Consider the following 24,272-nt stretch of genomic DNA (forward strand, 5'->3'; position numbering starts at 1 on the left):
CATTGCCAGTTCGACATTTTTTCACTCAATTCGGCAGGAAAAAGCTGCAGTGCGGCAAATTGCTCGCGCAATAATATTGCACACCAGGCGTTTCTTGCGTAACAGAATTACCAACCGAATACACATGAACAGGAGAAACATCATGGCAAGAGTTGCCCTCGTCACCGGCGGATCACGCGGTATCGGTGAAGCCATTTCCAAGAAACTGCAGGCCGAAGGTTACACCGTCGCGGCCACTTATGCCGGCAATGACGAAGCCGCGGCCAAGTTCACCGCGGAAACCGGCATCAAGACTTATAAGTGGAACGTGGCCGACTATGACAGCAGCGCCGCGGGCATCGCCCAGGTTGAAGCTGACCTTGGCCCCATCGACGTGGTTGTCGCCAATGCTGGCATCACCCGCGACGCCCCCTTCCACCGCATGACACCCGAGCAGTGGAAAGAAGTCATCGACACCAACCTGACCGGCGTATTCAACACCGTTCACCCCGTCTGGCCCGGCATGCGCGAGCGCAAGTTCGGCCGCGTCATCGTGATCTCGTCGATCAACGGTCAAAAAGGTCAGTTCGCACAAGTGAACTATGCCGCGACCAAAGCCGGTGATCTCGGCATTGTGAAATCGCTGGCTCAGGAAGGCGCACGCGCAGGCATCACCGCCAACGCGATCTGCCCCGGCTATATCGCCACCGAAATGGTCATGGCGATCCCTGAAAAGGTCCGCGACTCGATCGTTGCTGGCATCCCTGCTGGCCGTCTGGGTGAGCCCGAAGAAATCGCCCGTTGCGTGGCATTCCTCGCATCAGACGACTCAGGCTTCATCAACGGCTCGACCATCTCGGCCAACGGTGCACAGTTCTTCGTCTGATCTGGCACACCTCAGAAGACACCAAAGGCCGCCTCAACTGGGCGGCCTTTTTTCTTGATCCACGACCTTAGAGACCAATCCCGACTACGGACATGATGCGCTGCTTATCAATGTGCATCGCACCATTCCGAGTCATCGATGACCGGCAGCAATGCGGCACCTATTTATTTCTGGCTCAGCTCGTACGCAGCCTTTTGGCCAAACCGTCAAGATTTGCGTCGATTATTTTTCCCATCATCATCTTCATCATTGTTTGCCCCATCAGCCATCCGAGCGGCCCATACTTGACGCGATAGTCAAAGGTCCATGTGACCTTGGATTGACCCACCATCGGGCTGATCTGGATTTTCGAACTAGCTTCGTCCAGAGGCATTGCTGCCATATCCGAGAGCTGCACCGTGTACCCTTCACCTGGTTTCCACTCGATGACTTTCTCTACCACCGAGGTGCCGTTGGCAAAGTGGTTGCGGCGCTTTGCTCCCACGCCTGGCTCACCATCTGTCAATGCATCCACCGATGTAATCTGCGGCGCGAACTCGTCTATGTGCATGTATTTGCTCAGAACCTCCCAAACAGCATCGGGGGCTGCATCGATGGTCAGGCTGCGTTCGTTGTGGATCATAACGGGCTCCGTGGGTTGGCGCGCGACTCGCGTGGTTGTTCTTGATGTCTGAGCCTGTCCTAGACCTCCCCTGCTCTCACCGTTATGACAGCAGCATGAGAGGAGAGGCAAAAAATGCGTCGCACTGAACGTTTGTTCCAGATTATCCAGATATTGCGGTCCACCCGGTCGCCGATCACTGGACGGGAGTTGGCGGATGAATTGGAAATCTCACTTAGTACGCTCTACCGCGACATGGCAGAGCTTCATGCGCAGCGCATTCCTATCACCGGCGAGGCCGGTGTCGGATACGTGCTTGACGATGGCTACGACATGCCGCCGTTGATGCTGACAGCGGATGAGCTGGAGGCCGCTGCTCTTGGCGCGGCTTGGGTGGCGTCCGAGGCGGACCCTTCGCTCGCGCGCGCCGCGCGGGATCTGGTATCAAAGCTTTCAACCGCCATCCCAAAGGATCTGCGGCCAGTGGTTCTGGACGGGAGTTCAAAACCAATCCAAACCCGATCCCCGGTATCTGAACGCGTTGACAGCGCGCTACTGCGCCATGCCATTCGAGTGCGCTACAGGCTGCAGCTATTGTACAAAGACCGCGACGGGCATGCGACGGACCGGATTATCTGGCCTTTGTTCATCGCGTTTCTGGACCGTACGCGATATCTCGTGGGTTGGTGTGAGACCAAGGATGACTATCGTCACTTCAAAACCGAACGGATCGAAGACTTGAGGGTGCTTGGAGAGAAATACCCAGGGCGACGGGCAGCGCTGCTTAAGGGTTGGGACGAAGCGACTGCAAGGCCAACTTAGGGTCACGCCAAGGGTTCACGCACAATGGGCGCGGTTCGAGATTCTACGGTGACGCCGGAAATTCACTCAAGCTCCGCCAAATTTTTTGACCGTCTACTATATACAAAACGGAACAAACCAGGAGTGAGATTTGTGCAAAGCAGACAAAAGGGTCGCCTCCTCGCGGAAACGACCCTTGTTTGATCCCGTAAGTGCCTGACTTTCAGGCGCAGCGGGAAAGCTCCGTAAGGACCGGTTGGCCCAGCGGAACATCTCGTTTGCCAAACAGCCAGCCAACCATTCTAGACAAGGTCTCTCCGCGCTCTTTGTGAGCAAGGTCAAAGGCCTGTTGCATGCGGGCGGTGTGTGCGGTCTCAATCATTGGGTGGCCTCCTTGGGCAAGTATTCCTGAACTGCACCCAATATGTGCCTCACGAATAAAACTCACAAACGAGACTTTTCACGAGTTCAGTTAAGGTGTACTTAACTGAAATGCAGGACCGCCTTCCCCCTCTCACCGCCTTACGCGCCTTTGAAGCTGCGGCGCGTCATATGTCTTTTTCCAGGGCGGCGGATGAATTGCATGTCACGCCCGCGGCGTTATCGTTTCAGATCAAATCTCTCGAAGAGCATCTCGGCGCGCCAGTCTTCCGACGCCTCAACCGTGCCGTGGCACTGACCGAGGCCGGACGCGCACTAGCGCCCGGGCTTTCTGAGGGATTTCAATCTCTTAACTCCGCTTGGCGCACGGCCCAACGGCTGACCAACGAAACCACATTGATGGTCACTGCCGGGCCCGCATTCACCGCAAAGTGGCTGGCTCCGCGGTTTTATGAATTTGCCCGCGCCCATCCCGAAATTGATTTGAGGTTCTCTGCGACACTCCGAAATCTCGACTTTGGGCGGGATGAAGTCGATGTCGCGATTCGGTTCGGTTTAGAAAAACATGAGCCTGGACTATGGTCGCTGCCGTTGGATACCGAGTGGGTCATGCCGGTCATGACGCCGGAGTTGGCTGAGCAGTACCCCACCTTAGAGTCCCTCGGAACGGCTCCACTGATCCATGACGAATCCATTGCATTTCTGTCTCCTCGAGCCGATTGGGATGCTTGGGCGCGCATGATGGGCCTGAGTTTTGACACATCTCATGGCGCCCGCTTTACCGGAGCCGATCACGCCGTGGATGCAGCCCTCGCCCATGCGGGTGTCGTGCTGGGACGTCGCGCGTTGGTGGTCAAAGATCTCTATGAGGGACGCCTGGTTGCGCCTTTCAAGCACGCCATCGAGTTGCAAGCCCGCTTTCGCTTTGTGTGCCGAAAAGGAGCCGAAGATCGCCCGCAGATTGCCGCTTTCAGACAATGGGTTCTGGATGAAATATCCAAAACTGCGTCCGTGACAGAAGCACTTGAGCTGACCCATATCGAGGATATTCCCGCATGACACGCCATCGCGCCACAATGATTGGCTTTGTCGCTGTCCTCCTTTGGGCTCTGCTAGCGCTCTTTACGGTTGGCACTGCGCCCACACCTCCACTGCTGCTCAACGCCATCTGCTTCACCATCGGCGGCACACTTGGGTTACTCTGGACAGCCCGCACTGGTGGACTGGCACGATTGCGCGGGGTGAGCTGGAAAGTCTATGTTTTTGGCACGTTGGGCCTGTTTGGCTACCACGCGCTCTATTTCAGCGCCCTTCGTCTCGCACCTGCCGCCGAAGCCGGATTGATCGCCTACCTGTGGCCGCTGCTGATCGTACTCTTATCAGGGCTATTGCCGGGCGAGCACCTGCGCGCGGGACATCTGATTGGTGCGCTCTGTGGCTTCATTGGTGCAGCTCTCATCATTCAAGGCGGCGGTGGTGGCTTCAATGCCGAAGCCCTTCCCGGCTATCTCTTGGCACTGGCTTGCGCTTTGACGTGGTCGGGGTATTCGGTGATGTCGCGCAAGCTGGGCGACGCACCAACCGAAACTGTCGCAGTTTTTTGCGTGGCAACGGCAATTCTATCTGTGGTGATGCATTTGCTGACCGAAACGACCATCTGGCCGCAAGGCACCTTGGGTTGGGCATCAGCCATTGGTTTGGGGCTCGGCCCGGTTGGGCTGGCGTTCTATGTCTGGGATATCGGGGTGAAACGCGGTGACATACAGCTCTTGGGCACGGCGTCTTATGCAGCGCCCCTGTTGTCCACTTTGATTCTCGTGGCGGTCGGCGTCGCCGAGCCCAGCTGGTTGCTGGGCGCAGCGACCCTTTTGATTACGGGCGGTGCCGTGATCGCGGCGCGCGCCAGTTTGAAAGACTGATCAGACGGATAGTCGTTCGATTTCTTCTTTGATCTTCAGCTTTTGCTTTTTCATTTCGGCAATGTCGAAGTCGCTGGATCCGGGTGCACGTTGTTCGGCTTCGACTTGGTCCGAGAGGGCTTCGTGTTTCCGTTTCAGTTCTTCCAAATGCGAGCTTACGCTCATGGCAGTCCTCCTCTCAAATGTGTTGTCTACGTTCTCAGTGCAGCACAAATTTCTCGATCTGTCACGACACTTACATATAAATCTGGGTTGGATTTTTGGCATTTCCAGATGCCGAGCCCGAGGAATTTCACACAATGCCGAATTTGTCGCATTCAAGACGTTGAAACCAAAGCGTTTCGCTCAAAAACCATCCCATGTCTCAGCCCTCTTATCAGCATGTCAGTGCATGAGCAGGATTCAGCGCCCTTTGAATTCTAACGCGGCACCCTCTCGCAGAACCGCGCGAATCCGCGGCGTATAGCTTTCGCGATCCCTGTCGTGCTGATCCCCGTCATGCATCACAACGGGGGCATGCAGCCGAAACGCGGCGCGCCCCCCTTTTCGGGCCCGTACCAGAACCAAACCCGCCTCTCTTCCGGGGCGCGGCTGCAACGGCAGGACTTCGATCGATCCCAGAACGCTCGACATGGCACTCAAGAGATCCGGCAAGCGCTCAGCACGGTGGACAAAGCTCGCATGGCCCTTGGGCGCAAGGCGTTTTGCAGCCACTTGCACCCAAGCCTCAAGCGGCGTCGCTTCGCCCATAGCGATCTCGCGCCCGTCGTCTTCTGAACGCGTGGACGCCGCCCTGTCAAAGTAGGGCGGGTTGGCAATAACGTGGTCAAAGCTTTGCTGGCGCAAAGTGTCGGGAAGATGGTTCAGATCTGCCTCAACCACACTGAAATCCAATGCATTGGCACGCCCATTTTCCTGCGCCAGATGCGCATACACCGGCTGCACCTCAACGCCGGTCAGCCGCAGCCCGGGCACACGTCGCCCCAAACACAGGCTTGCGGTCCCAACACCGCAGCCCAACTCAAGCACGGATTGCCCGGCCAGCGCCGGGACGGACGCCGCTAAAAGTACGGGATCCACCCCGGCGCGATACCCTTTGGCGGGTTGGCGAATGTGCAGGTGCCCGCCCAGATAGGCGTTGAATGTGGTGGGGTCGGAAACGGTCATACGCCCAGCGGAATCTCATTGTCGCGCATGACTCTTTCCGCCCGTGTCCATTCATCCGTACGCACCATCAGGCGGCGCGGAAAAATTCCTATAGAGCCTTCGAGAATGCTCATATTTACGTCCATTTCAAAGCAGTCTATACCCTCCCCCTGAAGAAGGGCTGAGGCAAAGGCGATGATCGTCGGGTCGTTGCTGCGAAGAAGCTCTTTCATACCGAGATTTAAGGGCAGGTCTGCGGGGATGTCGAGACCTGAGACGGGGGAGTGATGGGCCTGGACCACGCCGCAACCAAACCACACGAAGCATTAAGTGCCGTTTTGGCCGATGAAATGCAGGCCGTGAACGATCTGATTCAGGATCGCATGGCCAGCAAACATGCGCCCCGGATTCCTGAGGTTACTGCGCATTTGGTGAACGCTGGCGGCAAACGCTTGCGCCCGATGCTGACGCTGGCTGCTGCCAAGCTCTGCGGCTATGACGGCCCCTATCACGTGCATCTGGCAGCCACGGTCGAGTTCATTCACACCGCGACGCTGCTGCATGACGATGTCGTCGACGAGAGCGCACAACGACGTGGGCGCCCCACGGCGAATCTGTTGTGGGATAATAAGTCTTCGGTGTTGGTGGGGGATTACCTGTTCTCGCGCTCGTTCCAGTTGATGACCGAGACCGGGTCTATCGACGTCCTGCGGATTCTGTCCAATGCTTCGGCCACCATTGCCGAAGGCGAGGTCCTGCAGTTGACAGCCGCACAAGACCTTCGCACGGATGAGAGCGTTTATCTGCAAGTTGTGCGCGGCAAAACCGCCGCGCTGTTTTCTGCAGCAACTGAGGTTGGCGGCGTCATTGCCGATGCCGACCCGGCCCATGTGCAGGCCTTGTTTGACTATGGCGACGCTTTGGGCATCGCGTTTCAGATCGTTGACGATTTGTTAGACTACCAAGGTGACACTAAGGCCACTGGCAAAAACATTGGTGACGATTTCCGCGAGCGCAAACTAACGCTGCCCGTGATCAAAGCGGTGGCCAAAGCGGACGAGACCGAGCGGGCCTTTTGGGTAAAGACCATCGAAAAGGGCAAGCAGGACGACGGTGATCTTGAGCACGCGCTTGAGCTATTGCACAAGCACGACACGCTGGAGGCCACCCGTCAGGATGCATTGGCTTGGACGGCTAAAGCCAAGGCTGCGATTGCCAAGTTGCCGGAGCATCAAATCCGGGGCCTGCTGAGTGACATCGCCGACTACGTGGTCGCGCGGGTCAACTAAGGCAGGGAGCTGTCCTCCTCTTGGCCTTTGGCCAAAAGAAGTCCTGTTCATTGCGCTTGGGTCGGAACGATCCACCAGTTGGGAAAGGCCCGTTGCAATTGCTTAAGTGCGCTGTCCCGTACGCCCGTGTCAGCGTAAAGGCCGAAACAGGTGGCCCCCGACCCCGACATTCGTGACAAAGTACAACCTTGGCTTTCCCTTAGTGCTTGCAACACCGTGCCGATCACCGGCTGAGCGACAATGGCGGGCATTTCCAGATCATTGCGCTGCGACGCAAGCCATGACACCGCCGCTTTGCGATCCGTCCAGTCTGGCAGGGCGTCAGGCATCGCCGGATTGTCTTTGCGCGACAGAGCCTGAAACACGGGGCCCGTCGGAACCACAACGCGGGGATTGATCAGGATCATTGGCCAGTCAGCTTGTCCGCCAATCGGCGTGACCTGTTCGCCAATACCCTGCATCCGCGTTAAGGAGTCTTCCATGCAAACAGGAACGTCCGCGCCCAGCCCCAATAGATCATCCATGTTCGTGGCGGGCAGGTCGTAGAGCGCTGTCAACGCCCGGATCGTGGCCGCGGCATCTGACGACCCACCACCGATACCCGCTGCCGCAGGCAGGTGCTTGTCTAACGTGATGTGCGCGGGAGCTCCCAAAAGTGATACCGCCCTTAGCACCAGATTGCTTGCGTCGGTCGGTACACCAGCAGCCATTGGTCCGGTCACTGTCAGAGAGGTTTCTTCAGCTTTCTCAACCGTGATCCTGTCACCAATATCCGCAAACATCACCAGCGAATCCAGCAGATGACAGCCATCGGCTCGCTGGCAGGTCACGTGAAGTGTCAGATTGATTTTGGCAGGCGCGAATGCCTCAACCGTCATTGGCAACCTTCAAAGGGTCAGAACCTTCTTCTTCCAGAACCACGTCCAAACCAACCTCCAGTTTGCGACGGATACGGTCAGGTTTGGCTTCTTCGGCAGTTTCTTCATCAACAAAGGACAGCGCACGCTTCCACTGGAATTCAGCCTCAAGCGTACGGCCCACCGCCCAATAGACATCACCCAAATGGTCATTCACCACCGGATCGATCGGCATCAACTCTGCCGCACGTTCCATGTGATCAACCGCTTCATCGTAGCGACCAAGCCGATAGAGCACCCAGCCAAGGGAATCGACGATGTACCCCGAGTCCGGTTGTGCTGCGACAGCGCGTTCAATCATGTTCAACGCTTCGTCCAGCTTGATCTGCTTCTCAACCAGTGAATACCCGAGGTAATTCAGAACCTGAGGCTGTTCTGGGTTCAACTCAAGTGCGGTTCGAAAATCAGCTTCGGATTTTCCCCAATCACCCATACGCTCATGGCCAATGCCCCGCGCATAGTACAGGAACCAACGGCTGCGGTCCTTTTCCGAGGACAGGTCGAGCGCGCGATTATACGCGACAACAGCACCTGCGAAATCCCGTTGTTGGCGCAGCATATCGCCCAGTGACGAGTGCACGATGGACAGATCTCCGTGGCTACGCGCCAACTGTTCCAAGACTTCAATTGCGGCTTCAGGCTTGTCCGCGCGCCGCAGCGCCTCGGCCCGTCCTAACTCGGCCGCGTGGTATGAGGGATGATCCTGCGGTACCTGCTTATAGGCTTTGGTCGACAGATCGTATTGGCCCAATTGTTCCAACAGGCCTGCAGACAGCAGCAGCGCTTCGAAGTGGTCTGGACGCAGATATTGCGCGATCCGCGAATACAGCAATACGTAATCGGGCGCGGCCTCGTTCTCGAGTGCACGGGCCAAGGTAAAGAACACTTCCGCGACACCATCTGTGGCCCCGCGAACATGGGTAAACGGCAGACGTTCACCTGCGGCAAGGCGGGTGCGGGCGTTTTCCAGATCGGGATCCAAATCGCCCTGGAACATCTCATCCATCATGGCGACCGCATCCTCGTTGCGGTCAAGCTGCGATAGAATCTCCAGAAGCGCCATGATCCCACGGCGGGTATTCTGAATCGCTCCGTTTTCTTGATTGGCATAGATTGCCTCGGCGCCCTCATAATCACCAACAGATGCCAGCGCGAGCGCCTTGTGATAGGCGGCAAAGCCCGAAAATCCTGGTTCCTTTGCGACCGAGTCAAAGGCCTCTAGGGCCTGTGTCATGTCGCCGGCACCCATATGCGCCCAAGCCGTAATCAGACCATCCACTAGATGCCCGATGCCGTCATCGTTGGCCAGCGCGTCCAGCAAGGTGGCATAGTCCCCCTGCTTTACCCAACCCGCAGCCACGACCATTTCAGCCAGTTGGCTTTCCAGCCCATCATTGACGATCTTGCGCGCCACAGGCAGCGCAGTCTCAAGATTGCCGGTCGAGAGGTACGCCAGAACCGCGCTTTCCAGCAAAAGCGGGTTTGACGGATCCCGGGCCAGTGCACGGGTGTAATACCGCGCCGCAGTCTCATAATCGCTTGCATAGGTCGCCTGCCGGGCCGCCAGATAGCTACCAGACAAACCGTCCGCCGAAGCAGGCAGTGCCGTCCCAGTCAAAAGCAAGGTAAGAGTCAGTTTTCGGATGAATGACGTGGCCACACGAGGCTCCCTAAAATAGCGCTGCCTGCAAAAGGTAATGCGCATGTAGTGAAACGGCAATGCCAGAAGGCAAAAGGGCCGCCCGTAGGCAGCCCTTTCGATCACAAATTGGTCAGATCACATATTTGGATAGTTCGGCCCGTCGCCACCCTGGGGGGTGACCCAGGTGATATTCTGGCTTGGGTCTTTGATATCGCAGGTTTTGCAATGCACGCAGTTCTGGAAATTGATGACAAAGCGCGGGTCTTTGCCCTCTTCCTCGACGATCTCATATACGCCTGCCGGGCAATACCGTTGAGCAGGTTCTGCATATTTCGGCAGGTTAACCCCAACCGGGATGCTGTCATCGCCCAGTCGCAGATGGCAGGGCTGGCTTTCTTCGTGGTTGGTCATCGCAAAGGACACGTTGGTCAAGCGATCAAATGACAGCTTTCCGTCAGGTTTGGGATAGTCGATGATTTTGTGCTTGTCGGCAGCCTCGGTTGCGTCGGCATCGTTTTTGCCATGGCCCAATGTTCCGAGCAGTGAAAAGCCCAGCGTGTTGGTCCACATGTCCAATCCGCCCAGCATCAGCGATGCCGTCAGGCCCCACTTCGACCAGATTGGTTTGACGTTACGAACCTTCTTCAGGTCTTTGCCGATGGCGCCGGTGCGCACTTCGGTTTCGTAGTCATTCAACTCATCGCCCGAACGACCCTCTTTGATCGCGGCAACGGCGGCTTCTGCTGCAGCCATGCCCGACAGCATCGCGTTGTGGTTGCCCTTAATGCGCGGCACGTTGACCATGCCAACCGAGCAACCCAACAGGGCCGCACCCGGCGCCACCATCTTGGGCATCGATTGGAAACCACCCTCGGAAATGGCCCGCGCGCCATAAGCCACGCGCTTACCACCCTCCAGCAACTCAGCAACCATTGGATGGTGCTTGAGGCGTTGGAATTCCATGTAGGGGAACAAATGCGGGTTCTTGTAGTTCAGGTGCACCACAAAGCCGATGAAGATCTGGTTGTTCTCCATGTGATAGATGAACGAACCGCCCCCTGCATTGCTACCCAAAGGCCAGCCCATCGTGTGCGTCACAGTGCCTTCTTTGTGCTTGGCCGGGTCGATCTCCCAGATCTCCTTCATGCCCAAGCCAAATTTCTGGGGTTCTTTGCCCTTTTGCAGGTCGTACTTGCCGATGATTTCTTTCGCGAGAGACCCGCGCACACCTTCCGAGATAAAGACGTATTTGCCGTGCAGTTCCATGCCCGGCTCAGTGCCTTCACCGATCGAGCCGTCCGCTTCCAGACCGAAGACACCGGCGACCACGCCTTTGACTTCGCCATTATCGCCGTAGACCAACTCAGAACAGGCCATGCCGGGGAAGATTTCTACGCCCAGCTCTTCAGCTTGCTCAGCCATCCAGCGACAGACATTGCCCATCGACACGATGTAGTTGCCGTGGTTGTTCATCAGCGGCGGCATCGGGAAGTTGGGGATACGAATCTCGCCCGCTTCACCCAACATGTAGAAATTGTCGGCTTCGACCGGCACATTGAGCGGCGCGCCCTTCTCTTTCCAGTCTGGAATCAGTTTGTTCAAACCAGAGGGATCCAGCACAGCACCCGACAGGATATGTGCACCCACTTCCGACCCTTTTTCCAGAACAACAACGTTCAGATCAGCGTCCAGTTGCTTCAGACGGATCGCCGCAGACAGGCCCGCGGGACCCGCACCAACGATGACGACGTCATACTCCATTGCTTCGCGTTCGATCTCGGCCATTTGGGCATCCTTCCTTCCGGTGACTGACGGAAATAATCTTTCGCGAGTGCTAGCGCTTTTTGCAACAAACCGTCAATTGGAACCCGACGACAAAAGGTCACAAAACGCCAATTAACGTTGCGAATTTGCCTATTTGCACTTGCAAAGGGATTGGTCCCTTGCTTTTGAAAGAGCGCTCGGGGCACTCTCGGGTCAACAAAAGTTAAAAATGCGGTCCGCACCGAAAGGTGGGACAACTGAAAATCGGGACTTAACCCATGGAAAAACTACCAATGACCCGCGCTGGGCACACCGCGCTGGAAGCAGAATTGAAGCAGCTCAAGACCACTGAGCGCCCGGCCATCATCGAGGCTATCGCGACCGCGCGCGAATTGGGTGACCTGAAAGAAAATGCCGAGTACCACTCGGCACGCGAAAAACAGGGCTTCATCGAGGGCCGCATCAAGGAACTCGAAGGTGCGATTTCGTTGGCAGAGGTGATTGACCCGTCCACGCTCTCTGGCACGATCAAATTTGGTGCCACCGTCACGCTGGTTGACGAGGACACCGACGAAGAAAAGACCTGGCAAATCGTCGGCGAACACGAAGCCAATATCGAAAAGGGTCTCTTGAACATCAAATCTCCCCTTGCGCGCGCGCTGATTGGCAAGGATGAAGGCGACAGCGTCGAAGTCCGCACCCCGGGCGGCGAGCGCAGTTATGAAGTTCTGACAATCGCCTTCAGCTAGGGTAAAATGACCGTAGCAATGGCACCGGAATGGCCATGAGTGACGAAAAAGAAAGCCGCCCGACACCGCTCGGGATTTATGACAAACCCTCGCGCCAGATGGTGACGGGGGTCGAGGTCATTGCCATTGTGCTGTCCGGCATCTGGCTGGCTGGAACAGCGATCTTTTTCCTAATTCTTGGCGGCGCACCCGGCGAAGGCGACTCGCTGCAGTTTGTCATGACGATGCTTGCTGTGTTCATGCCGGTTGCAATGATCTGGGTGGCCGCAACAGCAGCCCGATCCAGCCGGATCATGCGCGAAGAAAGTGCGCGCCTACAGGCCGCCATTGATGCCATGCGCCGGACCTATGTGTCCCAAACCCAAGGCGTCCCTATTGCGACAGGGGCTGAACCTTCGGTGACGCGCAAGCTGGACGAGATTGCAGCAGCACAACGCAAAACTGAAACGGCGCTGGCCACATTTAGCTCGTCTCGCGATCACAATCCCGGCATTCGCAAAACCCCGGAACCAGAAGTGGCACAGGTCGATGCTGAAGATCAGGGCCTGTTGGCTTTGGGAACTCCGGTTGAAGATCTCTCACCACCGCTGGACCGCGAAGTATTCATCAGCGCCCTGAATTTCCCGGAAAACGCCGAAGACAAAGTTGGGTTCGCCGCGCTTCGCAAAGCACTTAAGGATCGGCAGGCCTCGCAGCTTATCCAAGCCGCGCAAGATGTTCTGACTCTGCTCAGCCAGGATGGCATCTACATGGATGACCTGCGCCCGGATCTGGCCCGTCCGGAAATCTGGCGCCGTTTTGCCGCCGGAGAGCGGGGGAGACAGATCGCGCAACTGGGCGGCATTCGGGACAGGACGTCGCTGGCGCTGGCCGCCGGACGCATGAAACAAGACACGATCTTCCGCGATGCCGCACACCATTTCCTGCGCCGCTTTGATCGCACCTTTGTTGAGTTTGAGGAAACCGCCTCGGACGCGCAAATTGCTGCCCTCTCCGACACCCGCACCGCGCGCGCCTTTATGCTGCTGGGACGTGTGGCCGGGATTTTCGACTAAGAAACCTCAGAGGCCGAACCCTGCATAGGGCAGAAACGTCACCGGCGTGCCGTCAGTGATGTTCAGTTCGCCATCAGGCAATTCCACCAGACCTTCGGCCCATGACAGGCCGCTGATGCGTCCTGACCCCTCAGACTGGAACACTTCGGCGTGGCCATCGCGCAGACGCGCGCGCAGGTATTCCCGGCGTCCGGGTTTCTTGAATTTCGAGAATGCCGCCGGCACAGTCAGGCGCAGCGGGGTGTGCCAGCCTTCACCTGCCATCAGCCCCATTGCCGGGCGCGCAAAGATCAAAGTGCAGACCATCGCCGCAACCGGATTGCCCGGCAGCCCAAAGACCGGTGTGCCGTCCCACAGGCCCAGCGCCAGCGGGCGCCCCGGCTTGATCGCCATACGCCATAGGGTCATTGAGCCCGTTTCATTCAGGATCGCGGCCATGTGGTCTTCGTCGCCCGCCGAGGCTCCGCCAGAGGTCAGGATCAGGTCTGCCTGTGCCACTGCCCCGTCCAGAAACGTGCGTAAATGGTCACGATCATCAGGCGCCCGTCCCATATCAACCGGGTGAAACCCTAACCGTTGACACATTGCGATCAGCATGGGGCGGTTGGCGTCATAGATTTGATCTGTGCGCGCCGCTTGGCCCGGTTCGGCCAGTTCGTCGCCGGTAGAGACAATCGCCACGCGCAAGGGCTGCCGCACGGCAACCTGTCCCAATCCTGTCGCCGCCAGCAACGCCAGATCGGCCGGGGTCAGGCGACGCCCAGCCGGCAGGATCACGTCTCCAGCCGCCACGTCTTCGCCTGCCTTGCGGGCGTTGGCGCCTTTCTTCAACGGTCCGTGAAACGCAATGCTCTGCCCGTTTGTTGTGACGTCCTCTTGCAGGATCACGGTATCGACCATGTCGGGCAGTGTCGCTCCGGTCAAAATGCGGATCACATACCCCTCGGGTAGATCACCCAAAAAGGGCTGTCCGGCAGCCGCGCGCCCATCAACCAGTGGCAAGCTTTGCGGGCCTTCAATGATATCCGCGTGGCGCATTGCGTAACCATCAACCGCAGAATTAGGTTGCGGAGGGTTCGATCGCGCGGCGACCACATCGGTTGCCAAAATCCGGTCCAACGCCTCTGCCAGAACAACCGTTTCGACGCCTGTCACAGGCCGCAACCGCGCACGCAAAGTCTCTAACGCCTCGTCAACCGGCGTCCAGTGGGTGCCAGCCGGCAAAGCAAAACAATCGTTTTTCAAAGGGGGAGGTTTCAGGGTCACGAGGCAGTGTCTTTCACGATGAAATCGGCGATGCTCTCGACATCGTCAAGGTCAAAAACCGGCAGGTCGGTCGGCGCTGCGTAATCCGCAGCAACCGCGCGGATGCTGGGATTGTTTGGGGCAATCAGCGCCCGCCCTGCTACCTCGCGCGAGGTTTCGATCTTGGGGTGAGGCGCGGTTTTGTAGCCCTCGATCAGCACGATATCGACCGGATCAAGACGCGCAATCAACTCTTCAACCGTGGGCTCGGGCGCGTCGCGCTGTTCGTTCATCAAGGCCCAGCGGCTGGCCGAAGCCAGGATCACCTGCCCTGCCCCGGCGCTGCGGTGACGAAAACTGTCAGTGCCTGGCTGATCCACATCCACCGCATGGTGGGCGTGTTTGATTGTCGACACGCTCAGCCCGCGCCCGACAAAGGCCGCAACCAGCCGTTCGGTCAACGTGGTCTTGCCTGTGTTCTTCCAGCCGGTGATGCCATAAATGCGCATGGGTTATTCTTTGGCCATGCGCCGCGCCTGCGCAAGCTCTTCGGGCGTATTGACGTTGAAAAACGGATCGACGCGCCCTACCGGAAATTCGGCCAGAACACCGCCGTGCCGGTCAGTCCACATCACCACTTTGCGCAGCCCATCTTGTAACGCGGCGCGCAAATCATCGCGCAGAGACACCGGCCACAAGCCAAACGTCGGCTGCCGCCACAAGTTGCCACTGTCTGGGTCCCGGCTGGCGGCAAGGGCCACGGGCTGCGCCATGCCTTCAGCTGCCAGCATCAACTGCGGCACCAAATCGCAAGGAAAAAACGGTGTGTCCGCCGCCGCGGTCACAATTGTGTCGGCGCCCTGCCCTGCCGCCCAATCGAGCCCGGCCAACACCCCTGCCAATGGGCCGGGAAATTCGGCAATACTGTCGGGCAAAACGGGCAAGCCAGTGTTTGCAAAACGATCCGCGTCGCCATTGGCATTCAACGCCAAGCCTGCAACTTGCGGCTCTAGCCGCTCTATCACATGTGTCAGGATCGACTTGCCATTCAGGTCTAACAGTCCCTTATCGCCACCACCCATCCGGGTTGCACGACCGCCCGCGAGAATAACACCAACCGGCTGTTTCATGATTTTGCGCCTCCGGCGGGAGTATTTTTGGCAATACGAAGCATGGCGTCAGCCACCCGATTTCCGGCGATGTTTCTTGTCTTCCTGCGGCACGGTCGCAGGGTCTACATCGCGGATCAGGCGGTGTTCGCCGGCTAGGCAGACAAAGCGCTGGCCACGCATGCGGCCAATCAGCGTCAGGCCAACCTGCTGGGCAATCTCAACACCCCATGCAGTAAACCCCGAGCGCGAGGCCAAAACGGAAATGCCCATGAGCGCGGTCTTGATGACCATCTCTGATGTCAGGCGACCCGTGGTGTAGAGCAGTTTGTCATCCGCCGGGACATCTTGGTCAAACATCCAGCCTGCGATCTTGTCGACGGCGTTGTGGCGTCCGACATCCTCCATATAGACCAGCGGGCGATTTCCCTGGCACAGCACGGTGCCGTGGATTGCACCAGCTTCGAGGTAAAGCGACGGCGTGCGATTGATCTGATGAGCCAGCGCATAAAGGTCCGACGTCTTCACTGAAGTATCCGGCAGGGTCAGCTCCTCGATGCCTTCCATCATGTCGCCAAACACGGTGCCCACGGCACAGCCCGAAGTGCGGGTCTTTTTCTGGAGTTTTTCTTCGTGGCTGGTCTCATGCTCGGTGCGGACGACAACGGTCTCCAGTTCTTCGTCAAAATCCACGCCTGTCACAACGTCAGCGTCACTCAGCATGCCTTGATTACGCAGGAACCCAAGCGCCAGGTATTTCGGGTAGTCACCGATGGTCATGGCAGTCACGATCTCGCGACTGTTGAGAAAGATCGTCAGCGGACGTTCTTCGACCACGGACAACGTCACGGCCTGCCCATATTGATCCGTTCCCGTTACCTCGCGGGTTAATCCGGCTCGGGAAGGATCGGGGGCGATCAGATAGGCGCCGCTCTCTGGGGTGGTGGCCAATTGCATCTCCGTGACTGGAAGGTTAGGGCAGTCTAGCAGACTCAACTTAGGATCAGGCGATGGCATCCTCCAGTGTCAAATCAGCGTATTGGAAAGGTTTTCGCGACGCGACGCCGTTTATCGTGGTGATTATTCCGTTTTCGACGCTGTTTGGCGTGATCGCCACAGAGGCCGGGTTAAGCGTTTTTGAAATCCTCAGCATGTCCGTTGTTGTCATTGCCGGGGCAGCCCAGTTTACGGCCTTACAACTGATGACCGAGAACGCACCGACCTTTGTGGTGCTGGCATCGTCGCTGGCGGTGAACCTTCGGATGGCGATGTATTCCGCATCACTCACGCCCTATTTGGGCGCCGCTCCGGGGTGGCAACGCGCGATCATGGCCTATTTCACGGTCGATCAGTCTTATGCGCTGAGCGTGCTGAAATTTGAGACTGAACCCAAGATGACGCTGCCCGAGCGGGTGGCCTACTTCATGGGCACTGTCTCGCCCGTATGTCCGAATTGGTATCTGTTCACGCTTGTCGGCGCGCTTGTCGGGCAATCTATACCGCCTTGGATGGCGCTTGATTTCGCGGTTCCGATCACTTTTCTGGCGATGATCGGACCGATGCTGCGTACTGGCGCGCATCTGGTGGCGGCACTTGTGTCGGTTGCACTGGCGCTATGTTTTGCCTGGGTGCCCTACAACCTGGGTCTCATGGTCGCAGGACTTGGCGGTATGATGGCGGGGGCACAAACCGAAGTGATCGTTGCACGGAGGGCTGACACATGATCAGCCAGACCGAATTGTGGATCGTGATCTTTGGCCTTGGTCTCGGCAGTTTCGGGATGCGCTTTCTGTTCCTGGGGCTGGTCGGAGACCGTCCCCTGCCCGCATGGCTCTTGCGGCATTTGCGCTATACGGCTGTGGCGATTTTGCCGGGGCTTGTGGCGCCTTTGGCGGTTTGGCCTGCGGCAACCGGCGGCGAAACAGACCCGGCGCGTCTGGCCGCTGCGGCAACAACGCTGACATTAGGCTATGTTACCAAGAACGTGATCCTGTCGATCCTCGCAGGCGGTGTAGTGCTTTTCGGTGGGCTGTATCTGTTGGGATAAGCGCTCATCGCGCTTAGTTAGCAGCCTTGCGCGTGGCCCGCGTTTCTGCGACCCGCTGAGCGTCATAGGCTTCCAGCACTTTAGACTTGTCGTCGCCATCATACTCGAAAAGCTTGCTTTCGGTCGGACCGTACTGCTTGAACCCTTCATAGAGTTTCAGCGGGTAATACGTGGACGGAATACCTTCGAAGCCCGGCAATGTCCGTAAGATGGCAGATGTACTCGCGGCACAGGTGGCCTGAGGCACTGCGCCATGAGACATCACAGTCCTGAGCGCCTGTTCGGCAACGGCGGCACTGACCGGCAATTCCTGAATGATCACGTGATAGGTCTCGCGCGCGTGGAACCGGGTATAAAGATCAACCATCTGCGGAGTCATGCCATAAACCACATCGCCGCTGGCGATGATGCTTTCAGCACGGAAACTACCCGCAGGATCCCAAGCAACGCGTTGCGATCCATTGATCAACAATGACGTATGCGCGCCTTTGCCCGTGTCATTGCTGACCATCGTGTAAAGGGTTAGCGACGGAGGCCCATCGTGCTGATAAGCCGCTGCCTGAATCTCTTCCGCGGTGCGGGTCTCTTTGTTGACTTCACAGCCAGCCAGCACAAATACGGCCATCAAGACCGCAATCAGTCGTACAACAGGAGCCATGAGGGTCACCAAGCTATTTGGGATCAGCTGTTAAAGATCGCGAGAAAGATCAGAATGCCGATGGAAACACCTGCAACCCATGTCGAGGCTTTAACAAAACCTGCAAAAGTTTTTTCCTGAACGTCTGTGTTCATCGATCCATGCTTGTGGTCGGCCATGTCGCGTCGTCCTTGTATCGTCGTTTTTTGCTGATTAACGGATTCGAAAGGGCCTGTCACCACGTCATTCGCGCACAGGCCTTTTGGATCAGTCGCCTTTACTGGCCAAATCGGCCGCCAATCGGAACCCAATGCGGGTGGGTGGTTCTTCCTGAGTGGGTTTGGGCAAGGCCCGCAGCATGACCGAAAGCTGGCTCACGTGTTGGACCAACTGGGTTTTGACGCCCACCGAATCCGATCCGTAAAAGGTGATCATGTCGGGATCAAAAAAACCCATGCCCTCGATCCGCAAAACACCCGCGTCTCCCCCGGTAAACCCCATCGCAACTTCGTGCTCATTATCGAGTTGCTGTTCAAAGTTCTGGATATAGAGGATCAGGCGTTCATAAGCCCATTCTGCCGGACTTTTCTGTTCGACGGGCGTCTGCGCCACCGAGTCAGGGATATCCTTGCAGGGCTCCACATCCGGATCGGCGTGAACCTCGTGGCGGCGCGGCAGCGCGGCAGCTTCGGCGGCTTCAGCGCTTGTTTCGATTTCGTCACCCATATGTCTTACCCTTTACGTTGCCAGAGCCACGCACCATCCTCGCGCATGATGCGGGTCACTTTGCCAACATGGTACAAGTGATTCAAATGGGCAATCGCTTCGACCAGCGCCAGCCCGTAGGCGGACCCACCGATGTTGCGTTTGAAAATCGGCAGGAAACACTCGCCGCCGGTCTTGGGGTCGTCCAGATGATCCAAAAGGCGATCCAGAGCGCCGTGATGGTTTTCCACCAATTGCTTCATACGCAATTTCAGCCCGGTAAAGGGCAGTTTGTGGCCTCCCAGCACCAGATGATCCGGCCGCCCGAACTGAGCAAGCCGTTCGCAACTTTCCAGCCAATCCCCTACGGGGTCCGCGTCTGGTTCGGTGGCATAGACACCGATGTTCGAGCTGATCGAGGGCAAGATCTGGTCGCCTGAAATCACGAGATTGTCATCCCTGCTCCAGAAAGTGGCATGTTCGGGGGCGTGGCCATTGCCGATGCGCACATCCCAGTCGCGACCCCCGATTCGCAGCACGTCACCTTCTTTGATGCGCTTGTAGCCCACAGGCATTGGATCCACGACATCGGAAAAATTGAACGGCCGTTCGCTGGCGCGCTGGTTGAACACCTCTTCGTCCATGCCGCAAGCTTTGTAAAAGGCCATCGTCTCTTGGGTCGGAACAGCCTGTTCGTCGAGTTGCAGCATCCGCGCCATCAACCAAGAGGTCCGCGTTGTCCACAGTTCGGCGCCAAATTCGGTCTGGAACCACCCGGCAAGCCCGACATGGTCGGGATGGTGATGGGTCACAATCACACGTTTGACCGGTTTCCCGGCCAAAGGCCCCTCCATGAGTGAGGTCCAGATCTTTTTGCCGCGTTTTGACGAAAAACCGGTGTCGATCAGCGTCCAGCTGTCGCCGTCATCCAACGCGTAGACATTGACGTGATCCAGCGCCATCGGCAACGGCAGGCGCATCCACAACACGCCCTTGGCCACTTCAATTGCTTCACCCTGGGCCGGAGGCTCATCCCATGGATATCGAATCCCGGTCAGGTCATCACTCATAGGCTCAGGTCATCCACGCTGATTGAATACAAATCCTCGGCCCCGCGCACAGAATGTGCCAACAGTCCCGAATGTTCGGGCAGCATACGAGTGATGTAAAAACGCGCAAGCCTGCTGCGTGCACCATAGTCGTCTTCGCCCATCGCGGCCTTAAGGTGGTAATGCGCACCGAGCACACGGGCAAACCCCTTGAGGAATGGCACCGATCCGGCAAAACGGTTGTTCATGTCGTCCTGCGCCACCAACCACTCCGTGGTTTCGCGCAGGGTTTCGGTTGCTTGCCATACCGGCTCTGCCAATTCTGGCAGCTTGGCGCGAGCGCCTTCGGCATGGGCTTCGATCTCGTCCAAGAGACGATAAGCCGCCTCACCACCGTCCATCAGCTTGCGCCCCACAAGGTCCATCGACTGGATGCCGTTGGTGCCCTCATAGATGGCTGTCACGCGCACATCCCGGCTGTACTGCGCTGCACCGGTTTCTTCGATGAACCCCATACCGCCATGCACCTGCACGCCCATTTCCGAAACCGCGATCCCGGTATCCGTGCCAAAAGCCTTGGCTATCGGGGTTAGGAACGCCGCACGGGCCTTCCATTCCGCATCTCCAGTGGCGGTGCCCATGTCGATCGCCACGGCGCAATCCATTGCGATGGCACGCGCGGCAAAGGTATCAGCTTTCATCGTCGCCAGCATCCGGCGCACGTCGGCATGATCGACAATCGTGCCGGCGCCACCCTCAACAGGAGTGCGGCCTTGTTTGCGCTCAAGCGCATAGGCCAGTGCGTGCTGATAGGCGCCTTCGGCCACGCCGATGCCCTGACATCCAACACCCAGGCGCGCGTTGTTCATCATCGTGAACATTGCACGCATCCCGTCATGGGGCTTGCCCACGAGCCACCCCTGCGCACCGTCAAACTGCATCACTGCCGTCGGCGAACCGTGCAGGCCCATTTTATGCTCTAGGCTCACCACCTTAAGGCTGTTGGCCACGCCGGGATCACCATTTTCGTCCGGAATGTTGCGCGGCACGATAAAAAGGCTGATGCCTTTTGTGCCGGGAACACCATCCGGCAAACGCGCCAACACCAGATGGCAGACGTTCTCGGTAAAGTCGTTGTCGCCCCACGAAATGTAGATCTTCTGACCCGAGACCGAAAAAGATCCGTCACCGTTTGGTTCGGCCTTTGAGCGCAACGCGCCTACATCCGAGCCGGCCTGTGGTTCGGTCAGGTTCATCGTCCCCGCCCACGTGCCCGAAATCAGTTTCGGCAAGTACACGGCCTTGATCTCATCGCTGGCGTGATGCTCCAGCGCCTCGATCTGGCCTTGTGTCATCAACGGGTTCAGCTGCAGCGAAAGGCAGGCGCCACTCATCATTTCGTTCACCGCCGTGGTGATCGTATGCGGCAGCCCCATGCCCCCATACTCCGGATCAGCGCTTGTCGAAATCCAGCCACCTTCTGCAACTTGCGCATAGGCCTCGGCAAAGCCTTTCGAGGTGCGCACAACACCGTTTTCCAGAACCGCGCCATCCAGATCACCATTGCGCTGTACGGGATACATGACCTTTTCGCACATGCGCCCGGCTTCGGTCAGGATCGCGTCGGTGACATCCTTGTCGGCATCGGAAAACCGCTCGGTCGAGGTCACAGCGTTCAGATCCACCACATGATCGAACAGGAACTGATAGTCGGCAACTGGGGCGCGATAAGGCATGGCACTCTCCTTCGGTTACAGCTTGGCAATACTCGCGGGCGCTTGTATTTAGCTTTGCGCCCCAAGGTAAGGGGACGTCTGCGCCCGACATAGAAAAACGCAGCGTCACGGAAGGTAGCAACGTGAAGACACAGACCCTCACCCCTGATCGCGCGGGTTTTGACTGCGCTGCCGCCCTCTTGGGCGAGGGGCAGCTGGTCGCCTTTCCAACCGAGACAGTCTATGGCCTTGGCGGCGATGCCCGCGATGATATGGCCGTGGCGCGGATATTTGAAGCCAAGGGTCGTCCGCGGTTCAACCCGCTGATCGTGCATGTGCCTTCGGTCGACGTCGCCAAGCAATACGTGACGTGGAACGATGATGCCGATCGTCTGGCGAGTGCCTTTTGGCCTGGACCAATGACGCTGGTCCTGCCTCTGAAACCCAACAGCGGCCTCTCAACTTTGGTCACTGCGGACCTGCCAACACTGGCCATCCGAGTACCTGAACATACCGTGGCCAAAAAGCTACTGGAAACCTTTGGTGGTCCCGTCGCCGCGCCCTCTGCCAACCCATCCGGCAAGATCAGCCCGACTTCGGCTGCCCATGTTACGGCGGGTCTGTCAGGTCGGATCGCCGCTATTCTGGATGGCGGTCCCTGCGGCGTTGGACTGGAATCCACCATCCTTGGGCTGTCCGACACGCCGACGCTGCTGCGCCCCGGCGGTTTGCCGTCGGAAGCGATCGAGGCCGCATTGGGCGCGCCTCTGGCGCGGCATCACACGGGCGATCCGTTAACAGCCCCCGGGCAGATGACTTCGCACTACGCGCCCGGCGCGCCGATGCGCCTGAACGCAACCGACCTGCACGAAAACGAGATGCTCTTGGGCTTTGGATCGGTTGACGCGACACTGAATCTGTCACCCGCCGGCGATCTGATCGAGGCCGCCGCCAATCTCTTTGGTTACTTGCACAAGATGGATGCATTGGAACCTGAAACGATTGCCGTGTCACCAATTCCAGATCATGGACTTGGACGCGCGATCAACGACCGTTTGCGTCGCGCTGCAGCGCCACGGCCCTAACCTGTTCAGGCGTGCCCAGCAGTTGCCGACAGGGTGATCGGGTCAATGCCAAGGCTTTTTAGTGCTTCCGGCCAGACATTGGCCGGATCTTCATGAAACACCAGTGCCTGCGTCGGTTCAGCGATCAGCCAACCATTGTCGGCAATCTCAGCCTCAAGCTGCCCCGGTCCCCAGCCCGAATAGCCCAAGGCCACCAACGCGCCCGACGGACCTCTGCCCTCGGCTATTTCTTCCAGCACGTCTTGGGTTGCCGTCATGGCAAAGCGACCATCAATATCCAGCGTCGACAGTTCTGAACGGTAGTCTGGTGTGTGCAGGACAAAGCCACGCCCCGTTTCGACCGGGCCACCAAAAAACACATCACGCGTCCCGCTTTCACCTTTGGCCTCGATCTCAAGCTGCTCAAACAGTTCCGCCAACGCCATGCCTTCGACGGACTTGTTGACGATTAAGCCCATCGCGCCGTCTTCGGAATACGCACACAAAAGCACCACAGAATGCGCAAACCGCGGATCACCCATGCCCGGCATGGCAATCAGGATTTTGCCAGTCAGATCCATTTCTGCATTAGTTGAGTCGGTCAACTCAGGCTCTCCTTTTTCGTCATCCCAAGATGCGCCCCGCCCACGGACTGCGCAAGCCCCGAGCAACGCTTTGACAGGGGTCATGTTACAACAAACACACGATTTCTCGCCCAGTTGTGAGTTGGCATCCGCCGCATCATCCCGCACATAGAAGACATGTGGAAATACCTTGCCCTTTCGTTCGTCCTGTTGGCGGGCCTTGTCGGCCCCGGCCAAGCGCAATCCTTTGACCGGGTGGTGCAGGCTGAAATCCTGCCTGGATGGCAGCAATCTGATGGCACGCACATGGCCGCGATCCGGATCACGCTGAACCCCGGCTGGAAGACCTATTGGCGCAGCCCCGGTGATGCGGGCATTCCGCCACGCATCGATTGGAGCGGCTCGGGCAACATCCGCAGCGCCAACCTGACTTGGCCTACACCCGACGTGTTTTCACAAAATGGCATGCGGTCAATCGGCTATGAACAGGAACTGATCCTGCCGGTTCAGATCGACCCCAAAAAGCCGGGCAAAACCATCCGCCTCAAGGCCCTTTTGGATATCGGTGTTTGCCGGGATATCTGCGTGCCTCAGCGATTGAAACTGACCGGCAAAATTCCGGCTTCGGGTGGTGAACGGGATCCGCGCATTGCCGCCGCCATCGCGTCGCGCCCGCTTTCGGCGTCTGAGGCGGGTCTGAGCAGGGCGACCTGCCGGATTTCTCCGATTGAAGACGGGTTGCGGGTTGAAGCGCGCCTGCACTTGCCCAGCGCGGGCGGCGCCGAAATTGCCGTGATGGAAATGGACAATCCAAACGTCTGGGTCAGCGAAACCAAAACCCGCCGCGACGGTGGCGTTCTGATCGCCCAAAGCGACATGATGCATGTCGACGGGGCCAGCTTTATGGTCGACCGCTCAACCTTGCGCTTTACAGTTTTAGGCAAACGCCACGCGGTCGATATTCTGGGTTGCGGCGCAGGCTGATCGT

29 protein-coding genes are annotated in these 24,272 nt (G+C 58.0%); 11 read left to right on the top strand and 18 right to left on the bottom strand.

Annotated elements, in window-relative coordinates:
• Positions 1 to 142 precede the first annotated feature (142 nt).
• Positions 143 to 865: an acetoacetyl-CoA reductase gene (gene phbB, locus Q0932_RS11060; protein WP_299352457.1), complete on the top strand. Its 723-nt coding sequence runs from the start codon at positions 143 to 145 to the stop codon at positions 863 to 865.
• A 175-nt stretch (positions 866 to 1,040) separates the two neighbouring features.
• On the opposite strand, the gene Q0932_RS11065 is transcribed toward phbB, so the two are convergent.
• The gene (locus Q0932_RS11065; protein ID WP_299352460.1) at positions 1,041 to 1,487 is read right to left on the bottom strand and encodes an SRPBCC family protein; all 447 of its coding nucleotides are present in this window, start codon (positions 1,485 to 1,487) and stop codon (positions 1,041 to 1,043) included.
• Between the two features lie 114 nt (positions 1,488 to 1,601).
• Here Q0932_RS11065 and Q0932_RS11070 point away from each other — a divergent pair, with 114 nt between their 5' ends.
• On the top strand, positions 1,602 to 2,288 hold the full coding sequence (locus Q0932_RS11070; protein WP_299352463.1) for a YafY family protein: 687 nt from the start codon (positions 1,602 to 1,604) through the stop codon (positions 2,286 to 2,288).
• A gap of 202 nt (positions 2,289 to 2,490) precedes the next feature.
• Here Q0932_RS11070 and Q0932_RS11075 read toward each other — a convergent pair whose 3' ends face one another.
• A complete protein-coding gene (locus Q0932_RS11075; RefSeq protein WP_299352465.1) occupies positions 2,491 to 2,649 on the bottom strand; it encodes a hypothetical protein in 159 nt (52 codons plus the stop codon).
• A 110-nt stretch (positions 2,650 to 2,759) separates the two neighbouring features.
• Here Q0932_RS11075 and gcvA point away from each other — a divergent pair, with 110 nt between their 5' ends.
• Together gcvA and Q0932_RS11085 are read left to right on the top strand one after the other, a co-directional pair.
• Complete coding sequence (gene gcvA / locus Q0932_RS11080) at positions 2,760 to 3,707, top strand: transcriptional regulator GcvA (RefSeq protein WP_299352468.1); 948 nt, start codon at positions 2,760 to 2,762, stop codon at positions 3,705 to 3,707.
• Positions 3,704 to 4,567, top strand: coding sequence for an EamA family transporter (locus Q0932_RS11085; protein WP_299352470.1), 864 nt, complete (start codon positions 3,704 to 3,706; stop codon positions 4,565 to 4,567). Before gcvA ends, Q0932_RS11085 begins: the two co-directional genes overlap by 4 nt.
• Here the strand turns inward: Q0932_RS11085 and Q0932_RS11090 are convergent, their stop codons facing one another.
• The 3 genes from Q0932_RS11090 to Q0932_RS11100 form a co-directional block, all read right to left on the bottom strand.
• Positions 4,568 to 4,732: a YdcH family protein gene (locus Q0932_RS11090; protein ID WP_299352473.1), complete on the bottom strand. Its 165-nt coding sequence runs from the start codon at positions 4,730 to 4,732 to the stop codon at positions 4,568 to 4,570.
• Between the two features lie 237 nt (positions 4,733 to 4,969).
• Positions 4,970 to 5,734: a methyltransferase gene (locus Q0932_RS11095; RefSeq protein ID WP_299352476.1), complete on the bottom strand. Its 765-nt coding sequence runs from the start codon at positions 5,732 to 5,734 to the stop codon at positions 4,970 to 4,972.
• A complete protein-coding gene (locus Q0932_RS11100) occupies positions 5,731 to 5,946 on the bottom strand; it encodes a DUF2007 domain-containing protein (RefSeq protein WP_299352479.1) in 216 nt (71 codons plus the stop codon). The genes Q0932_RS11095 and Q0932_RS11100 overlap by 4 nt, the downstream gene beginning before the upstream one ends.
• 54 nt (positions 5,947 to 6,000) lie before the next feature.
• Between Q0932_RS11100 and Q0932_RS11105 the strand changes: the two genes are divergently transcribed.
• Positions 6,001 to 7,002, top strand: a complete 1,002-nt coding sequence (locus Q0932_RS11105) for a polyprenyl synthetase family protein (RefSeq protein ID WP_299352481.1) — start codon at positions 6,001 to 6,003, stop codon at positions 7,000 to 7,002.
• 47 nt (positions 7,003 to 7,049) lie between these two features.
• Here the strand turns inward: Q0932_RS11105 and Q0932_RS11110 are convergent, their stop codons facing one another.
• From Q0932_RS11110 to Q0932_RS11120, 3 genes are all read right to left on the bottom strand, one after another.
• Positions 7,050 to 7,880: a 4-(cytidine 5'-diphospho)-2-C-methyl-D-erythritol kinase gene (locus Q0932_RS11110; protein WP_299352483.1), complete on the bottom strand. Its 831-nt coding sequence runs from the start codon at positions 7,878 to 7,880 to the stop codon at positions 7,050 to 7,052.
• Positions 7,870 to 9,624, bottom strand: coding sequence for a tetratricopeptide repeat protein (locus Q0932_RS11115; RefSeq protein ID WP_299352664.1), 1,755 nt, complete (start codon positions 9,622 to 9,624; stop codon positions 7,870 to 7,872). Before Q0932_RS11115 ends, Q0932_RS11110 begins: the two co-directional genes overlap by 11 nt.
• Positions 9,625 to 9,696: 72 nt before the next feature.
• The gene (locus tag Q0932_RS11120; protein ID WP_299352485.1) at positions 9,697 to 11,346 is read right to left on the bottom strand and encodes an electron transfer flavoprotein-ubiquinone oxidoreductase; all 1,650 of its coding nucleotides are present in this window, start codon (positions 11,344 to 11,346) and stop codon (positions 9,697 to 9,699) included.
• A 257-nt stretch (positions 11,347 to 11,603) separates the two neighbouring features.
• On the opposite strand from Q0932_RS11120, the gene greA reads away from it, so the two are divergent.
• Positions 11,604 to 12,074 (top strand): transcription elongation factor GreA, encoded by a 471-nt coding sequence (greA, locus tag Q0932_RS11125; RefSeq protein ID WP_299352487.1) that lies wholly within the window; start codon positions 11,604 to 11,606, stop codon positions 12,072 to 12,074.
• Between the two features lie 35 nt (positions 12,075 to 12,109).
• A complete protein-coding gene (locus Q0932_RS11130; RefSeq protein ID WP_299352489.1) occupies positions 12,110 to 13,129 on the top strand; it encodes a hypothetical protein in 1,020 nt (339 codons plus the stop codon).
• 6 nt (positions 13,130 to 13,135) lie between these two features.
• Here the strand turns inward: Q0932_RS11130 and glp are convergent, their stop codons facing one another.
• Genes glp through Q0932_RS11150 form a run of 4 tightly spaced genes read right to left on the bottom strand, consistent with a single transcriptional unit; the run spans position 13,136 to position 16,440 of the window.
• A complete protein-coding gene (gene glp / locus Q0932_RS11135) occupies positions 13,136 to 14,395 on the bottom strand; it encodes a gephyrin-like molybdotransferase Glp (RefSeq protein ID WP_299352491.1) in 1,260 nt (419 codons plus the stop codon).
• Positions 14,392 to 14,883, bottom strand: coding sequence for a molybdopterin-guanine dinucleotide biosynthesis protein B (gene mobB / locus Q0932_RS11140; RefSeq protein ID WP_299352493.1), 492 nt, complete (start codon positions 14,881 to 14,883; stop codon positions 14,392 to 14,394). The genes glp and mobB overlap by 4 nt, the downstream gene beginning before the upstream one ends.
• 3 nt (positions 14,884 to 14,886) lie before the next feature.
• Complete coding sequence (gene mobA, locus Q0932_RS11145) at positions 14,887 to 15,504, bottom strand: molybdenum cofactor guanylyltransferase MobA (protein ID WP_299352495.1); 618 nt, start codon at positions 15,502 to 15,504, stop codon at positions 14,887 to 14,889.
• A 48-nt stretch (positions 15,505 to 15,552) separates the two neighbouring features.
• A complete protein-coding gene (locus tag Q0932_RS11150; protein WP_299352497.1) occupies positions 15,553 to 16,440 on the bottom strand; it encodes a formate dehydrogenase accessory sulfurtransferase FdhD in 888 nt (295 codons plus the stop codon).
• A 53-nt stretch (positions 16,441 to 16,493) separates the two neighbouring features.
• On the opposite strand from Q0932_RS11150, the gene Q0932_RS11155 reads away from it, so the two are divergent.
• On the top strand, positions 16,494 to 17,207 hold the full coding sequence (locus Q0932_RS11155) for an AzlC family ABC transporter permease (RefSeq protein ID WP_299352499.1): 714 nt from the start codon (positions 16,494 to 16,496) through the stop codon (positions 17,205 to 17,207).
• Entirely contained in the window at positions 17,204 to 17,530 is a 327-nt protein-coding gene (locus Q0932_RS11160; protein ID WP_299352501.1) for an AzlD domain-containing protein, read from the top strand. The genes Q0932_RS11155 and Q0932_RS11160 overlap by 4 nt, the downstream gene beginning before the upstream one ends.
• 13 nt (positions 17,531 to 17,543) lie before the next feature.
• Here Q0932_RS11160 and Q0932_RS11165 read toward each other — a convergent pair whose 3' ends face one another.
• The 5 genes from Q0932_RS11165 to Q0932_RS11185 form a co-directional block, all read right to left on the bottom strand.
• Positions 17,544 to 18,188: a hypothetical protein gene (locus Q0932_RS11165; protein ID WP_299352503.1), complete on the bottom strand. Its 645-nt coding sequence runs from the start codon at positions 18,186 to 18,188 to the stop codon at positions 17,544 to 17,546.
• Between the two features lie 23 nt (positions 18,189 to 18,211).
• Positions 18,212 to 18,346, bottom strand: a complete 135-nt coding sequence (locus tag Q0932_RS11170) for an aa3-type cytochrome c oxidase subunit IV (RefSeq protein WP_127113754.1) — start codon at positions 18,344 to 18,346, stop codon at positions 18,212 to 18,214.
• Positions 18,347 to 18,434: 88 nt separating this feature from the next.
• Positions 18,435 to 18,893, bottom strand: coding sequence for a DUF6173 family protein (locus tag Q0932_RS11175; protein ID WP_299352509.1), 459 nt, complete (start codon positions 18,891 to 18,893; stop codon positions 18,435 to 18,437).
• 5 nt (positions 18,894 to 18,898) lie between these two features.
• Entirely contained in the window at positions 18,899 to 19,942 is a 1,044-nt protein-coding gene (locus tag Q0932_RS11180) for an MBL fold metallo-hydrolase (protein WP_299352511.1), read from the bottom strand.
• On the bottom strand, positions 19,939 to 21,657 hold the full coding sequence (locus Q0932_RS11185) for an acyl-CoA dehydrogenase (protein WP_299352513.1): 1,719 nt from the start codon (positions 21,655 to 21,657) through the stop codon (positions 19,939 to 19,941). Before Q0932_RS11185 ends, Q0932_RS11180 begins: the two co-directional genes overlap by 4 nt.
• A 122-nt stretch (positions 21,658 to 21,779) precedes the next feature.
• Between Q0932_RS11185 and Q0932_RS11190 the strand changes: the two genes are divergently transcribed.
• On the top strand, positions 21,780 to 22,721 hold the full coding sequence (locus tag Q0932_RS11190) for an L-threonylcarbamoyladenylate synthase (RefSeq protein WP_299352515.1): 942 nt from the start codon (positions 21,780 to 21,782) through the stop codon (positions 22,719 to 22,721).
• Between the two features lie 5 nt (positions 22,722 to 22,726).
• Here the strand turns inward: Q0932_RS11190 and Q0932_RS11195 are convergent, their stop codons facing one another.
• On the bottom strand, positions 22,727 to 23,281 hold the full coding sequence (locus tag Q0932_RS11195; protein WP_299352667.1) for a YqgE/AlgH family protein: 555 nt from the start codon (positions 23,279 to 23,281) through the stop codon (positions 22,727 to 22,729).
• 180 nt (positions 23,282 to 23,461) lie between these two features.
• On the opposite strand from Q0932_RS11195, the gene Q0932_RS11200 reads away from it, so the two are divergent.
• Positions 23,462 to 24,268: a protein-disulfide reductase DsbD domain-containing protein gene (locus tag Q0932_RS11200; protein WP_299352517.1), complete on the top strand. Its 807-nt coding sequence runs from the start codon at positions 23,462 to 23,464 to the stop codon at positions 24,266 to 24,268.
• Positions 24,269 to 24,272: the final 4 nt, after the last annotated feature.

The organism is uncultured Shimia sp., assembly GCF_947498095.1.
In the GTDB taxonomy this organism is placed as follows: domain Bacteria; phylum Pseudomonadota; class Alphaproteobacteria; order Rhodobacterales; family Rhodobacteraceae; genus Shimia.